Origin of the sequence: Lachnoanaerobaculum sp. MSX33 (assembly GCF_000512995.1) — a bacterium.
Lineage (GTDB): Bacteria > Bacillota > Clostridia > Lachnospirales > Lachnospiraceae > Lachnoanaerobaculum.
Genome location: NZ_AZXX01000005.1, coordinates 19812 through 35411 on the forward strand (window position 1 = coordinate 19812; position 15600 = coordinate 35411).

16 protein-coding genes are annotated in these 15600 nt (G+C 38.6%); all 16 read right to left on the reverse strand.

The genetic code is table 11. The annotated features are described in order from the left end of the window. Window position 1: 1 nt before the first annotated feature. The 16 genes from HMPREF1495_RS00435 to HMPREF1495_RS00510 all read right to left on the reverse strand — a co-directional run bounded on the left by HMPREF1495_RS00435 (window position 2) and on the right by HMPREF1495_RS00510 (window position 15355). Window positions 2–964 carry a sugar ABC transporter substrate-binding protein gene (locus tag HMPREF1495_RS00435; RefSeq protein WP_034211127.1) on the reverse strand — a complete coding sequence of 321 codons (963 nt, stop codon included), beginning with the start codon at window positions 962–964 and terminating at the stop codon, window positions 2–4. Beyond that, window positions 964–1935: an ABC transporter permease gene (locus HMPREF1495_RS00440; RefSeq protein WP_007595567.1), complete on the reverse strand. Its 972-nt coding sequence runs from the start codon at window positions 1933–1935 to the stop codon at window positions 964–966. The genes HMPREF1495_RS00435 and HMPREF1495_RS00440 overlap by 1 nt, the downstream gene beginning before the upstream one ends. Before the next feature lie 12 nt (window positions 1936–1947). Then, entirely contained in the window at window positions 1948–3432 is a 1485-nt protein-coding gene (locus HMPREF1495_RS00445; protein ID WP_034211128.1) for a sugar ABC transporter ATP-binding protein, read from the reverse strand. Between the two features lie 93 nt (window positions 3433–3525). Next, window positions 3526–4536 carry a sugar ABC transporter substrate-binding protein gene (locus tag HMPREF1495_RS00450; RefSeq protein ID WP_034211129.1) on the reverse strand — a complete coding sequence of 337 codons (1011 nt, stop codon included), beginning with the start codon at window positions 4534–4536 and terminating at the stop codon, window positions 3526–3528. Between the two features lie 105 nt (window positions 4537–4641). Beyond that, the gene (locus tag HMPREF1495_RS00455) at window positions 4642–5481 is read right to left on the reverse strand and encodes a class II fructose-bisphosphate aldolase (protein WP_034211130.1); all 840 of its coding nucleotides are present in this window, start codon (window positions 5479–5481) and stop codon (window positions 4642–4644) included. A 3-nt stretch (window positions 5482–5484) separates the two neighbouring features. Beyond that, window positions 5485–6600, reverse strand: a complete 1116-nt coding sequence (locus HMPREF1495_RS00460; RefSeq protein ID WP_034211131.1) for a carbohydrate kinase family protein — start codon at window positions 6598–6600, stop codon at window positions 5485–5487. 92 nt (window positions 6601–6692) lie between these two features. Then, on the reverse strand, window positions 6693–7589 hold the full coding sequence (locus HMPREF1495_RS00465) for a magnesium transporter CorA family protein (protein ID WP_034211132.1): 897 nt from the start codon (window positions 7587–7589) through the stop codon (window positions 6693–6695). Window positions 7590–7619: 30 nt separating this feature from the next. Beyond that, the gene (locus HMPREF1495_RS00470; RefSeq protein ID WP_034211134.1) at window positions 7620–8264 is read right to left on the reverse strand and encodes a YigZ family protein; all 645 of its coding nucleotides are present in this window, start codon (window positions 8262–8264) and stop codon (window positions 7620–7622) included. 107 nt (window positions 8265–8371) lie between these two features. Further along, window positions 8372–9067, reverse strand: coding sequence for a lecithin retinol acyltransferase family protein (locus HMPREF1495_RS00475; RefSeq protein ID WP_034211136.1), 696 nt, complete (start codon window positions 9065–9067; stop codon window positions 8372–8374). An 86-nt stretch (window positions 9068–9153) separates the two neighbouring features. Next, a complete protein-coding gene (gene hflX, locus HMPREF1495_RS00480; RefSeq protein WP_034211138.1) occupies window positions 9154–10401 on the reverse strand; it encodes a GTPase HflX in 1248 nt (415 codons plus the stop codon). A gap of 7 nt (window positions 10402–10408) precedes the next feature. Continuing rightward, on the reverse strand, window positions 10409–11254 hold the full coding sequence (locus HMPREF1495_RS00485; RefSeq protein WP_034211140.1) for a tetratricopeptide repeat protein: 846 nt from the start codon (window positions 11252–11254) through the stop codon (window positions 10409–10411). Continuing rightward, a complete protein-coding gene (locus HMPREF1495_RS00490; RefSeq protein ID WP_034211142.1) occupies window positions 11226–11657 on the reverse strand; it encodes a dUTP diphosphatase in 432 nt (143 codons plus the stop codon). Before HMPREF1495_RS00490 ends, HMPREF1495_RS00485 begins: the two co-directional genes overlap by 29 nt. A 1-nt stretch (window position 11658) precedes the next feature. Continuing rightward, on the reverse strand, window positions 11659–12264 hold the full coding sequence (scpB, locus tag HMPREF1495_RS00495) for an SMC-Scp complex subunit ScpB (RefSeq protein ID WP_007595538.1): 606 nt from the start codon (window positions 12262–12264) through the stop codon (window positions 11659–11661). Next, window positions 12257–13051, reverse strand: a complete 795-nt coding sequence (locus HMPREF1495_RS00500) for a segregation and condensation protein A (protein WP_034211144.1) — start codon at window positions 13049–13051, stop codon at window positions 12257–12259. Before HMPREF1495_RS00500 ends, scpB begins: the two co-directional genes overlap by 8 nt. Window positions 13052–13101: 50 nt before the next feature. After that, complete coding sequence (locus tag HMPREF1495_RS00505) at window positions 13102–13962, reverse strand: metallophosphoesterase (RefSeq protein ID WP_034211146.1); 861 nt, start codon at window positions 13960–13962, stop codon at window positions 13102–13104. A gap of 7 nt (window positions 13963–13969) precedes the next feature. Next, on the reverse strand, window positions 13970–15355 hold the full coding sequence (locus tag HMPREF1495_RS00510) for a serine hydrolase (protein WP_034211148.1): 1386 nt from the start codon (window positions 15353–15355) through the stop codon (window positions 13970–13972). Window positions 15356–15600 lie beyond the last annotated feature (245 nt).

Sequence of the window (15600 nt, forward strand, 5' to 3'; positions counted from 1 at the left end):
CTTATTGCCACTTCGATATATCAAATCTTGTTAAATTTCCTGCGTTTATCAAGTCGACATTTATGCTTATGTCGGATTCTATTTCTTTTCCGTTTAGATAATCGTACGCCGCTTTAGCCGCTTCCTTACCCATATATATAGGATGTTGCGCAACTGTTGCCGTAAAAAGCCCCTGCCTTATCAGCTCCTTCGCATCCGGGGATCCGTCAACTCCGTAGATTAAAACTTTCTTTTCGCTCTTCTCTCTAAGCGCCGCAACTGCACCGATTGCTGTAGGATCGTTCAACCCGAATATAACATCAAAATCTTTATCATTATTTTCAATATAATCAATAACAGCATGATTTACAGTTTCAATCTCACTTACTCCGTCTATTTCCTCTACAATCTCATACTTTTGATTATCCTTTATAGTGTCAATAAATCCCTGTCTTCTTTGTATCATGGATAAAGCTATAAGATTCTCAACAATAAGTATCTTTGCACCTTCAGGCTTTTTTCTTATTAAATCCTGTGCCAAAAGTACTCCGGCTTCATAATTATCCGATTGTATTGCACTTATTACACCGATTCTGTTATCAACATCGGTATCAATTAAAATTACCGGAACCCCTCTTTTTTCGCATTCAAGCAATGCACTTTCTATTCCGCTCTTGTCTACGGCATTTACAAACAAAAAATCAATTCCTTCATTTAACATATCCGTTATTTGAGCATTTTGTCTTTCCTGACTTTGCGCCGGATCTCTTGTTATAAGTATATCACCGTTTGCTTCAATAGTGTCTCTTATATTCTCATTGAGCACATTAAAGTAAGGATTATTCATTGTCATAAATGTAGATCCGAAAACAATTTTTTTGTCTTCAGTTTTCAATTTAAACAAAACTACCGATAACCACAATAAAAAAACATATGCTAAGAGCATATAAAATGCCCTTAGCCTGTTTTTGTCGATTTTTTTCATTATTTACTCTTTTTTAAATTTCTAATATAGTCGATAAATACTGCAAGTAATATTACAATACCCTTTACAACAGTCTGCCAGAAAGAGTTTACATTCATAAGGTTAAGTCCGTTACTTAAAATTCCTATGATAAGTGCACCTACCAAAGTACCTCCAAGCTTTCCGTATCCGCCCGACATTGATGTTCCGCCTACTACTACCGCAGCAATGGCATCCATCTCGGCGCCGTCACCTGCTGTAGGCTGCCCTGAATACATACGTGAAGCCAAGATAACTCCTGCAAGACCTGCCATAAGTCCTGAATAAGTATACACCATGAATTTTACTTTTGAAACACTTATGCCTGAAAACTTTGCCGCAAGTGTGTTTCCACCGACTGCATATATATATCTACCGATTTTTGTTCTGTTCATTATAAGAACCGATATTATAAATATAATAATCATTATAATAACAGGTACAGGAAAAATACCGATATATCCGGCACCCAGCCACTGCCATTCTTTTGATACAACTCTTACCGGTGAACCTCCTGTATAAACACCTGCAAGACCTCTTGCGATATTCATTGTTGCCAGAGTCACGATAAATGGCGGGATTGTTGTTCTTGAAATAACAAAACCGTTGAATGCACCTATTACTATTCCTATGATTACTCCGATAATCATAGCAAGGTAAATATTCATTCCGTATCTGGATACACATCCTGCAGCAAATACACCTGAAAGTGCTATTACCGAACCTACCGACAAGTCGATACCGCCAAGTATGATTACCATAGTCATTCCACATGCAAGAAGCATATTTGTGGATATCTGTCTAAGTACATTGAAAACATTCTTTGTTGTAGGGAACGAACTGCTTGTAGCAGGAAATACTGTCAGAAATATTGCCAGCACCAGCAATGCGATTATGATTCCCATATTCTCTTTGAAAAAATTTAACGCCTTTAAATTATTCGCTTTTTTCACTTTTTACCTCCATCATATAGCTGCCAATGCCATAATGCTCTCTTGTGATATTTCTTCATGATCTATACAGCCTCTTATCGTTCCTGCCGCCATAACATATACTCTGTCACTCATGTTGATTATTTCCGGCAGTTCCGAGGATATCATAATGATTGAAACACCCTGTTTTACCAGGTCATTCATTATTCTGTATATCTCCGATTTTGCTCCTACATCTATTCCTCTTGTAGGCTCGTCCAAAATAAGGATTTTAGGATTTGTAGCCAGCCATCTTCCAATCATTACCTTTTGCTGATTTCCACCTGAGAGATTACCGATCACCTGCTCCTGTGAAGGTGTCTTGGTCGCCATCATGTCTATATATTTTTGAGTTATCTCAGACTCCTTTTTTGAATTTACATTCAAATTTTTTATAAAATCGTCAAGAACTTCAATAGTGGTATTGTATTTTATATCCTGCAGTAAATAAAGTCCCTGCTCTTTTCTGCTCTCAGGCACAAGTGCAAGACCGTTTTTTATCGCATCTGTCGGATCTTTTATATTTACCTTTTTCCCCTCAATATATATATCTCCGGAAACATCCTTTGAAAGTCCGAATATTGCCTGCATAGCCTCGCTTCTGCCCGCTCCGACAAGCCCTGCAAAACCTATTATCTCGCCTTTCTTTAACTCAAAGCTGACATCTTTTACCCTATCGCCGTCTTTTAAATTCTCTACTTTAAGTATAACTTCCTTAGACGGCATAAAATCCCTTACATAGTAGTTTGTCAAAGTTCTTCCAACCATCATGGCTATAAGTTCGTCCTTGTTGGTCTCCTTTACGACTTTTGTTCCTACATATTCGCCGTCTCTCATTACCGTTACTCTGTCACATATTTCTTCGAGTTCGCTCATCTTATGTGATATGTAGATTATTCCGACACCCTTCTTTGTCAGATCTCTCATGATATTGAAGAGATTTTCAACCTCTCTGTCACTTATGGAAGAGGTAGGCTCATCCATAACCAGTATCTTTGCATTAACAGATACCGCCTTTGTTATTTCCACCATCTGCTGCTTAGCTATAGGAAGATTCATAACAAGTTCTCTTGCATCTATATCCATGCCCAAATCATCAAGAATCTTTTGAGCATCTTTTTCCATCTTTGAAATATTTACAGTAAATCCTTTTCCGGATTCTCTGCCTAAATATATATTTTCCGCCACTGTCATATAAGGTACCAAAACAAGTTCCTGATGTATTATCGCAATATTGTTTTTTGATGCATCATGAACCGACTCAATCGATACCTTCCTGCCTTCGATTTCTATTTCTCCCTCATCAAGGCTGTATATTCCGCCAAGCACTTTTATAAGAGTTGATTTGCCGGCACCATTTTCACCCAACAGTGCATGCACTTCCCCGGACTTCAATTCGAGGTTTACTTTATCTAAGGCCTTAACTCCCGGAAAGCTCTTAGATATATCTTTCATTTTCAATAAAATATTGTCTGCCACTGTTTCACCTGCTCTTATTTTCTAAATAAGGCATCCCTGGGGATGCCTGAAATTTTGTTATATTAATAATATCCGCCGTTTAACTGCGACTGTTTACTGCCAGCCGTCTGTTCCGTACTTTGCTACATTGTCTGATGTGATAAGGAATGTTTCTACAGGATATCTCTCTTCAACCTGCTTTCCTTCCACATAATCATACATAATCTTCACTGCCTGCTCTGCGATAGATACAGGAGACTGAGCACCGCTACCCTCTATTAAAGAGTTACCTGATGCAAGCTCGGACTTAATGTCAGGTGAACCGTCAACACCGTAAATCATGCAATTCTTGATGCCTGCCGCATTTGCTGCCGCCAAAGCTCCTAAAGCTGTAGGATCGTTTCCTCCGAAGATTGCAACAACGTCAGGATTTGACTGCAAAAGATCCTCTGCAATACCCATTGCCACCTGAAGATTTCCCTTTGCATCCTGCTGTGCTACAACTTCAAATCCATGATCTTTTATAGCATCCATAAAACCGTTTGTTCTGTCTACAACAGACTGCATAGTAGGTGAGTCAAGAACTATAATCTTTCCTCCGTTAGGTGCCTTCTTAACAAGGTCCTCTCCAACAACTTTTCCTGCATTGTAGTTATCCGATCCTGTATATGATACAAGATATGACATATCGCCTACTTCAGTATCAAATCCCACCATAGGAACTCCTGCATCCTTTGCAAGATCAAGTGCAGGTATGATACCCTGTGCATCAACAGGATTCATAAACAATCCGTCAAGATTCTGTGAAAGCATATCTTCAACCTGTGAAATCTGCTTTGTAACATCATTTCCCGGATCTGTTACAATAAGTTCGTCACCGTTTGCCTCTACCAATTCCTTGATTTTATCCTGAATTGTAACGAAGAACGGGTTTGTTCCGTCCATACATGTGTATCCGAACTTATAATGCTTCTTTTCTCCGCTTTGGCTTTCACCACTCTGTGCTGTTGTAGCAGCCTCTTTGCTTTCTCCCTCTGATGCGGCCTTTTTCTCTCCGCCACCACAAGCTACCAAACTACCTACCATTGCGAGTGCCAATGCACCTGCCATTAATTTTCTTCTCATAAGACCTCCTCATATTACCTTTCGGTTGATATGGTAATAATATCAATAAAAGCTATTTTACATAATTGTTTTTTGTAACGGGTATCATATGACAATTGTCATATACTATTTTTCGTTCTTAAATACTCTTATAGCATCCCTGTAAGTCTGCTTCATGCTCTCTCTTGCAGTCACAAATACATCATGTGAATACAGATTTCCACTTGTATCCTCAGCCATTTTTCTTATTGCATCTCCTGCGAATTTTGCCGCATAGGTATAGAAGTTAATCTTCCTTACTCCACGGTCAATACATCTTCTGAAATCATCATCACTGATTCCGGATCCTCCATGCATTACCACAGGAACTCCCGTAAGTTCTCTGATATTTTCTATTCTTTCAAAGTCAAGCTTGGGTTCACTCTTATATATTCCATGTACCGTTCCGAATGAAGCCGCCAGTGCGTCAATACCTGTTTCCTCTACAAAGATTTTTGCAAGCTCGGGATCCGTATAGGCACCCATAACATTCTCCTCTACGCCCTCGGCCCCCATAGCGCCAAGCTCTGCTTCTATACTTGCACCGTATTCATCTGCAAGAGCTGCCGCATATCTTGTATTTGCCACATTTTCTTTAAAAGGCAATGAGGATCCGTCATACATTATCCCTGTAAATCCAAGGTTCAGCGCAGTCTTTATCTCAAAGAAATTATCACCATGATCCAGATGTACACATACCGGTACCTTCGCCTCATCGGCAAGCATTACCATTATTTTTCCTATCTTTTCAAGAGGTACATATTTTCCATGTGCCGCATTTGCAAACTGCAATATTACAGGAGCATTCTCCTCCTCTGCGGCCTCTATCACAGCCATTATCCCCTCAAGAGAAGTGGCATTAAATGCGGCAACAGCCATATTTTTACTCTCTGCTATATCCAAAATATTCTTAAGTGTTATTAACATAATCTACTCCTTTATAAAATCCTGAGTTTCCCAGTTATTTCCTATCTTTTCTTCAAGTTTTTTTATATCAATTAAACCGCTATAGGTATCGTATTCCGTAATACACATCGCACCTGTACCTGCCGCTATCTCCATAGCGGATTTTGGTAAGTAGTCATTTACTATTCCGTAAATAAATGCTGCTATGGCAGTATCCCCCGCTCCTATTGCAGACTTTATTCTGTCAGGTTTAAAGCTCTTTTGAAAACATTTAAAGCTGTCCCATTCTCTGCCAAGTCCGAGTTTTTTTGAAACATCTCCTGCCGTACAAAGATACATACCTGCCGCACCGCATTTTATAAGCAATATTGAAACTCCAAATTCCATGATCTTTTCTGCCAGCGGCAATATATCCTTTTCAAGGCTTAAGCACATGCAAACATCTTCTTCTCCCGCTCTTTCCAAAAGATTTTCGTATGCTTCTTTATCCATCATACATAAAAGCTCTTCAAAACTCGGCTCAAATACATCAACATATGGAAGCACCTGCTTTAGTATTTCTTTCCAGTCAAGTTTTCCTGCATCGCCCTCAGGGTCTATGGCCGCCACATCAAGACTTGTTATCAGTCCGGCTTCCTTTACACTTCTATACATTTCTATAAGATCTTTAGCATTGTTCTTATAAAATCCTGCCATTAGTGTAGGATAACCGAAATGGAACAGATACCCGTTCTTTATATCCTCCATATCTAAATCTGAAAATTTGAAGGTATCGTTTGTTCCCGTAAAATGTAAGAAACTTCTGTCAAAGCCCGGCGGTGATAATACTATGGTATATGATGTATCTTCTCCCACAGCCTTTATAAAATTTGTTTTTGCGCCCTTTTCTTCACATTTTTCTATTATCTGACGACCGAACTCATCATCTCCGACCTTGGCAATAAGATCGACATTTGCTCCGAATTTGTGCAATGCCATACCTGTATTATTTACAGCTCCGCCATTTGCCACTGTTGCCCTGCCTATATTTATAAGTTTTCCGGGTTTTAAAAGCTTGCCGAAGTTTTTCCCTTTTGTATCATATATTTGAGGTGTAATATCATAGGATATATGGCCTGCAACTATTATTTTTCTGTCCATATTGCCCCCTTTCAAAAATAATTTACTAAATTTTACAAAAAAATAATAGTTACATTAGTCATTCTTTTGGACTGATATAACTATTATATTTATTAAAGTTTATTCCAAATAAATTTCCACATCGCCCATAACAAAACCGCGGTAATAACACTTATAATTATCCATCCGCCTTCCACTTTTGCCAATGGCAGATCCACATTCATACCGAAAAATCCTGAAATCACTGTAGGTATTGTCATAAGAAGCGACCATATGGTCATAATACGCATTGTTTCATTTAACCTGATATTTATCAGGTTATTGTACATACCGCTCATCTGCTCCACTATGCTTGTCGCCATCTCGGCCATATCGCTTGCCTGCTTGGCCTCTATGTATGCATCCTCAAGCTCTTCCTTTTCGGCTTCACTACATTTTTTAATTGCCGAGGTTATCCTCATCTGTCTTATTGCCACCACATTCTGTCTTGTTGCGGCACCGAGGTAGATAAGACCGACCTCAAGGTCTGAGAGATCCCAGATACCCTGATTATTTGTATTCATTCTGAGTCTTCTGTTAAGATGCAATCTCTCTTCATTGAGCTTATCAAGTATCGGTAAAAATGAGTCCGATATAACGAAAAGACTTAAAAACAAAAGCATCATCGGACTGCTTGCCTCTTCCGCTTTTATATACTTTTCAATAAGCGGAACTATATAGTTCGTGTCATATGTAACGAACATAAATATGCTTTCTGAATTTACAAAAAACTTTATTGACCTTGTCTCATAATGTCCGTTGTTTTGTGTAAATGCCGGCACATGTATTACTACAAGCAGATTTTTTCCGTCATATTCCACTCTCGCTCTTTCATTTGAGTCGAGAACATACTCCGCCATTTCCTCCGTTAATTCAAATTTTGTCTCCAAAGTCTCCACATCAGCAATATTACTGACATCTACGACTCTCCAATAATACTTTTTTCCCTCTTCTCCCAAATATAACTGCATTTATCAAACCTCTGAGTATATTAACCTTTTCTATTTGTATTCTTTATACCATTTATCGTCTACGGTAATATATTTTATCTTTTCAATAAGTAATTGTTCTATATTGGCATTGGTCTCTTCCACAAGCTTCTTTTGAAGTCTTTCGCAAGTCTCTTTTTCAAATATCAGACTTATGGTCACCATCTCATCAAATACGGTATCTTCTATAACTATATTTTCACTGTCTGCTATATATTTTATTTTTCCGTAAAAATCATATCCGAATTTATACTGTACTCTGAAACCGTCTCTGATCTCTCCGGTTTTCGTATTGGCAAGCGCCTCTATAACCACCCCCTGATATGCACGTATAAGTCCACCCACACCAAGTAAGGTGCCTCCGAAATATCTCGTAACCACCGCCACTATATCAAAATAACCCTGATTTTCCAGTACTTCCATCATGGGCATTCCGGCACTTCTTTGCGGTTCACCGTCGTCCGAACATTTTTTCTTATTTCCGTCTTCTCCTATGATATATGCATAGCAATTGTGTCTGGCATCATAGTACTTTTTCTTTATTTTATCTATAAATTCAAGTGCCTCTTCTTCAGAGCTTACCATAGCAATATTTGCTATAAATCTTGATTTCTTTTCTACAATCTCGGCTTCATTATTTTCCAGAATGATTTTCATAGACCTTCTCTCCTGTTTTCACCAAGGTATTATAACAAATGATTGAGGAAATAAAAAGGCTCATAAAAAAAGCCTCCGGGTTAAAAACCCGAAAGCTCTTAAACTTACTATATTGAAAGTACCATATCCACCTGACGTGAAAAAGATACTCCTGTTTTACACCAAAGTGCAAAATGCTCACAGTTGTTTCTGGTAAAATTGTAGGCTCTTTCTCCAAGCCTTGATTTTGCCCTCTCTATAGTCTCCTCAGGTGAAAACAGCTTATACTTTGCTTTAAATAAAAAATCAAATATACCGGTCTGTTCTCTGGGATTTTTATCAAAGTTTGTACTGCTCCTAAGTTTTCTTGGCGGACCTCCCGCCTTTGGAAAATGAAGTACAAAATAATCCTCCGACCCTTCTGTAAATTCCTTTAAGTCGGTCTCATATATGCTGACATTCCTGCCGAAATCCTTGGTTTTGTCCGCATAGTGAATGACCTTGCCGTCTCCTATATAAATACCGTAGTGATCGTATAATGCTCTGGATACTCCTATCACATCTCCGGGCTTTAGGAAACTGCCTGAAACCAATCTTTCAAATTTCTCTTCCATAGCACTCATTGTACCGGTAGCTTTTCTTATATTATTTTTATCAAGAATCCTTGCATGTCCGTCAAGAAGACTGTACTGCAATCTGTAGCCCATTTCTTCTTTTTTATCTCTCCAAAAATGTTGCTTACCGCAAATTTTCTCTTCTCTGTTCGGTCTGTCACCACCGGTTCCCATCAACATCTTACCGGCAATCAAAAGTGCTAATAACATATCCACTCCAAGTAATATATAACATTTTACCAAGTTAGGCTTTGCTAAGTTAGGTACTACTAATATATATTACCTGTATGGATTTTTCAAGTGGAAATTACTTTTCCGAAGATTTCAGCCGGAATATATGCTTTTATACTGATTCCTTCATCAATATATTCTTCACTGAGGATTTCACCGAATTTTCTGACAATTGCTATTTTACCGGCATCCTTATACGGGAATACATGCTCAAGATAAACTCTTTGCTTTTGTAATATATCTTCAACAGTCTTTTTTAAATCCTCTATACCCTCTCCGGTCTTTGCCGACATCTTTAAAACTTTGTCCGCGTGGAAATCTCTTGGAAGTTCCATATTTTCTTCCATCAGATCTGTCTTATTAAATACGGTAATTATATCTTTATCAACTACATCAAGGCTTCTGAGTGTGTCGTATACCACCAGCATCTGTGATGATGCCTCTTCATTTGACGCATCCACCATATGTATCAGAAGATTTGCATACTTTGCCTCTTCCAGAGTGGATTTGAATGCTTCTATAAGATGATGCGGAAGTTTTCTTATAAAACCTACCGTATCCGTTACCAGTATTTCCTGTCCGCTTCCAAGTTTTAACTTTCTTGTAGTAGGATCTAGAGTTGCAAAGAGCTTGTCCTCCGCCAATATATTTGCATCTGTAAGCTTATTAAGCAAAGTGGATTTTCCGGCATTGGTATATCCCACTATTGCCACATTAAAGGCAAGGTTTTCATCTCTGGATTTTCTTATCAGTTCTCTGTGATTTTCAACCTTTTTAAGTTCCACTTTCAACTGTGAAATTCTCTCATGGATAAGTCTTCTGTCCATCTCAAGCTTTTTCTCTCCCGGACCTCTGGTTCCTATACCTCCACCAAGTCTTGAAAGACTGCTTCTAAGTCCTACCAGTCTTGCTGCAGAAAATTTCAGCTGTGCCAACTCAACCTGAATCTTTCCTTCACTTGTTGTTGCTCTTTTTGCAAATATATCCAGGATTACCATTGTTCTGTCCATTACCTTGGTGTCCAAAAGATCCTCAAGATTTCTAAGCTGCGCAGGTGTGAGCTCGTCATCGCATACCACTCCTGTAGCTCCAAGATCTATAACTCTGTCTTTGACTTCCTCTATCTTACCCTTTCCTATATAGGTACCCGGGTGAATCCTCTCTCTCGATTGTATAATACTGTCAAGCACTGTTGCGCCTGCAGTATCCACAAGCTCTGCCAGCTCTTTCATGGATTCCTTTGTATCGTCACCCACATCAACTCCCAGCAGAATTACCTTTTCAACTATTTCTTTTGTTTCATATGTACTCATATACTACCTATCTGATTCTTGACTTTAAAAAAGCCACTTCATGAGAAACCGCTTCGTCCTCACCGTATTTTAAAATATATGCATTGAAGCATTCCAAAGCCTTGTCATAGTCACTCATATATTCATAACATGAGCCCTTTGAAAACATCAAAGACTTTAATGTCTCATCGTCATGTGCACTTAAAGTCTTATTTTCCAAAAGTGCCATGCCCTCTTCAACGGCTTCAAGTGCCTTTTCATAATCTTCTCTCTTTGACATATGCTTTGCATAGACAGCCAGCACCTTGGCATTTTTTCTGTTGGTTTCTTTTAACTGATTTTCTAAGAATTCCTCGGCCTTATCAAGATATGATGAATCTGAACTCTTATCATACATATCCTCATAATACTGCACTATACTGATACCTGCATTGATATGAAGTTCACTTCTGTCATCAAGGCTCTCCGCCTTATCATACATTGCCGTAGCATCTGCTATTTCTATATCCATATCTATATTGCAAAGCTTCGTATATATGATAGCCAGCATGTCCAAGTATTCCGTTCTTTCTTCATCTGCGGATATAAGAAGTCTGTATGTATGTTCGGCCGCCTTGTAATCACCTGCTTTGTACTCGGCTTCCGCTCTGTATCTGAGTATATCTATTTCAAGACCTCTGATATTTTTGCTTCCATGCACACCTATCGCCTTATCAAAGACTTCCACCGCTTGTGCATATTTCCCCTCTTCAAGCAAGGCCTTGCCGCTTTCAAAGTATTTCTTTTCATTTGCTCCACAACCGCTTAGTAAAACGAGAGATAATATGCCTAATGCAAATATATTTTTAATTTTTCCCTGTACTGCCAAAGCCACCTCTGTCTACTCCATCCAATTTATTCACTTCTTCAAATTCAAATGCATCCTGATGCTTGATAATTCTAAACTGGCATATTCTGTCATTTACTTCTATAACGGTATCTCTCATAGCCAATGCGGGAAATCTCCATTCATCATTGTCACCGCAATATGACTCATCAATAACTCCCATTGAGTTGGTCTGTAAGATTCCAAAGTTTTTGAAAGTGGAACTTCTAGGTACCACCAATGCTTCATATCCGAGTGGCAATTCCATTCCCACTCCGAGTCTGATAAGCTTATAATCTCCCGACTTCATCTCAACTCTTTCAGCGGCTCTTAAGTCTATCCAGTCACTTTTCCCGTCTATAAATTTTAATTTTTCAATTTCCTCACTGAAATATTTTATCTTTATCTTCATATCAATTATCTTCCCCTACTCCGTTTACTTCACTTTCAAAGCCGAACTTCCATCCGGTCTCTTCCTCAACCTCATGCACTATCTCGGCTTCAAGATCCGAATTGAGTCTTGGCAATGATTCTTTTGACTCCACTCCGAATCTTCTTAAGAATTCTTCGGTAGTTGCAAACTGTGAAGGTCTTCCGGGTGCATCAAGTTTTCCGGCTTCATACACAAGTCCGAATTCTACCAACCTGCTGACCACATGGTCCGATGATACGCCTCTTATGCGCTCTATTTCAGCCTTTGTAATAGGCTGCTTATATGCGATAATTGATAATGTCTCAAGCAGGGCATCGGTAAGTACCTGCTTTTTGGGTGTCTTGCATACCTTTATAAGTTGTTCATAGTACTCTGTCTTTGTACACATCTGAACACAATCTCCCAAATCAATTATCTGTATTCCTCTGTTATCATTATTATACTTTGCTTTTAAAGATTCGAGATTTTGAATTACTTCACTCTCTTTCATATCAAGAGCGGCACATAATTGTCTTATTTCTACAGAGGTTCCCAAGGCAAAAAGTATCGCCTCTATTGCCGCTTCTGTTTTACTCAATTTAGCCATCTAATATATCGCTTAGATCCAGCGTCTCCTCCTTTCCCTCTTCCTCCAAAGTTTCTATTTGCATTTCTCCGAAAGTCTCCTCCTGTAAAAGAGCTATTTTGCCTATTTTCATAAGCTCAAGTACACTTAAAAATGTAACCACAACTTCAAGCCTGGTTGCCTGGCTTTCAAGTAAAGATCTGAAAGTGAATTTTCTATGCTTTCTGGCATATGCCATAACCTCCGTTATCTTGGTTTCCAAAGATACAGGTTCCTTTTTTATGGTACCGAAATTACTCCTTACCTTATCAATCCTGTTTTCCTTTTGCTTCATTACACGGTCAAATACTTCTTTTAACTTGTGCAGATTTAAACCGCCGAAAAGCTCATCCAAGTTTACAGGCTCCTTGTACTCTTCCACCTCTGCAGGAATACTCGGCTCCTTAAAAAGTATTTTCCCGGCATCAAAGTATCTTCCGGCAAGTTCATTTGCCATCATCTTGTATTTTTTATATTCCAAAAGTCTTGCCACAAGCTCTGCTCTCGGGTCTATGATTTCCTTTGTTTCCTCATCCTCCTCAAGCGGTAAAAGCATCTTAGCTTTTATATCAAGAAGCGTGGTCGCCATTACAATAAATTCGCTCATCAAGTCAAGGTCATCGGTTTCCAGCTTGTTCATATAGTTTAAATACTGCTCTGTAATACTCACGATCGGAATATCATATATATCTATTCTATCCCTTTCTATAAGATATAAGAGCAAATCAAGCGGTCCTTCAAACCTATCCAATTTGTATGAAATCTCCATACTCACCTCTCAAATATAAATATCACTCAACCTTACTATTGTACCAAATTTCAAGATTTATTGCGACACTTAAGATTAATCACAATCAGCTCCGACATATCATTTAATCTTATATTGATACTGTGAGTTCCAAGTCCCGCTCCGATTATCTGAATCATATTTTCGACTTTTTTCATTCCTACAACCAATCTGTTAAAGAAATGAAACTGTGGTGTCATCACGCCTATACCGCCCGGAAGCCTTATCGTTCCACCGTGAAAATGCCCTGCAAGTGCCAAATCCACATGACTGTCTGCATAGTCTTTTACAAACAGTGGTGAATGTGCCAATAAAATATTAAACTTTGATTCATCTATACTTATGCGCTTATTTATATAACCGGAATCCAGAGGCTTTTTAAATCTTCTCAAATAATATTTTCTCTCAAGGTCCAATCCGTGAACACATATATTATCATCCAAATCACAGCTTTTATTTGAAAGATATACTATCCCCATATCCTCCATTATCTGCTTATATTGCCTGTAATTTAATCCGAATTTATTCTCACTAAGTCTTTGTTCATGATTTCCGTTGGCATATATACATTTATACTTACTTGAAAGCCTTTTTAAAAGAGGCAGGACATTTTCTATACCTAGTCTGCTCTTTACGGTTATCATATCACCGCCTATAAGCACCAAGTCCGGCGATATGTCCTCTATAGCCGAAAATAGCTTCTCATTGTTTTTTCCGAAACTGTTATTGTGTAAATCTGTTAAAAAGACTATTTTCTTTTCACTCTCAATCTTTTCGCTACTTATATTATATTGTACTGTTTTAAAGTTCTTTCTTTCATAAAAAGAACGGAGCAGCAAGGAAATACTCCCCACTGCTCCCAATCCTATAATTTTAGAAAATATATTTTTCATCAAACTCCTAGCTTACCCAAACTCCGTCACTGTTTAAAGTGTATCCGTCAGGTGTGGTGGTATTTGTCAACATTTTACCATCACTTCCCAAATAATACCATAGTCCGTTGTACTTAAGCCAGCCTGAAGAATTCATAGCTCCCGAATCTTCCATAAAATACCAAGATCCGCTTGTATCCTGTCTCCAGCCTTTTGCCATTTTGCCGTCCGCATCAAACCAGTATTTTTTTCCGTTAATATTTAAAACTTCAGCTCTTGCACTTGTTTTATCTGATTTTACATAAAACCAGCTTCCGTTGCTCTCTTTCCAACCTATATCCGGTGCCATACCCGGACCGTAGTTTTCAGCTCTTACATCAGATGTGGCAATTGACTTCGGTGCAGCATCAACTTTTGCACTGTCCGCATTTGTTACCTGAGCTTGCTGTTCCGATTCTGTTCTTGCAACAACTTCCTTTTTTGCGGCCTGCACTGCAGCCCCTGTAATACTCTTTTTCACACTTACATCTTTTGATGCAATATCCACACCGCCTGTTGAAGCTATCGCAAAGCCGTAGTCAAGTAAGGCTCTTGTGTCGGTATAATGAGTTCCCTGACTCTTAAGTATTACAACTACCAGTCTTACACCGTTTCTCTCCGCACATGTTACCAAAGTATTTCCGGCACTCTTCGTATATCCGGTCTTTCCGCCTATAACACCCGGATAATATCTGTTGTCATTGGTCTGAATCATCTTATGATGCATTGCAATTGAAGTGACCGGGTTTCTCTGAGTTGCGGGAAATGTATAATATCTTGTACTTGCAATCGCTCTGAAATTAGGATTTCTAAACGCTTCAGCCGCAATCAAAGCCATATCCTTAGCTGTAGTCTTGTGGTTTTGATTGTTCAAACCGCTCGGATTTACAAAATTTGTGTTTTTTGCCCCTATCTCTCTCGCTCTTGCATTCATCATATTTGCAAATCCCGGTATTGAACCTCCGACATGCTCCGCAAGTCCGTTTGCAACCTCATTTGCCGAGGCAAGCATTGTTCCGTAAAGTGCATCTCTTACACTTATTCTGTCACCTTCCACTACACCTAAGTTTGTGGCTCCCGATTCCAGATTTGTAGTTGCACTCTTTGAAAACACCACGGTATCATCAAGATCCGCCTGCTCCAAAGCAAGCAATGTTGTCATAATCTTAGTGATTGAGGCAGGGAAAAACTGCTTATTTCCCTCTTTTTCATACAGGAATTCACCTGTATTTGCATTGTAAAGTGCAGCTCCCTGCGATACTATGTTTGGAGGAGTAGCTGCATGTGTTACCATTCCGTTCCCCGGCGCAAAAGTTATCACACCCACCGACAATAATATCGACAGGCCGCCGGCTATAATTTTTTTGATTTTCATATTTCATTCCCACTTAAACTTTTTATTTACCCTCTAACTTATTAATACTATATCACAAATATTGAACATATGTATTAAAATAACCTTACATACCTGTTACTTTATGCTAAACTATATTTTAGAGGTAAAGTATCTTTAACAGTCTAATAAAAACTCATCTGAAAATCAATGAACATTTGTCTTTGAATCCGTCTTATATTTATAATCAAAGGCTAAACGCTTTCTTTGACAAAGAGCCATTAAAA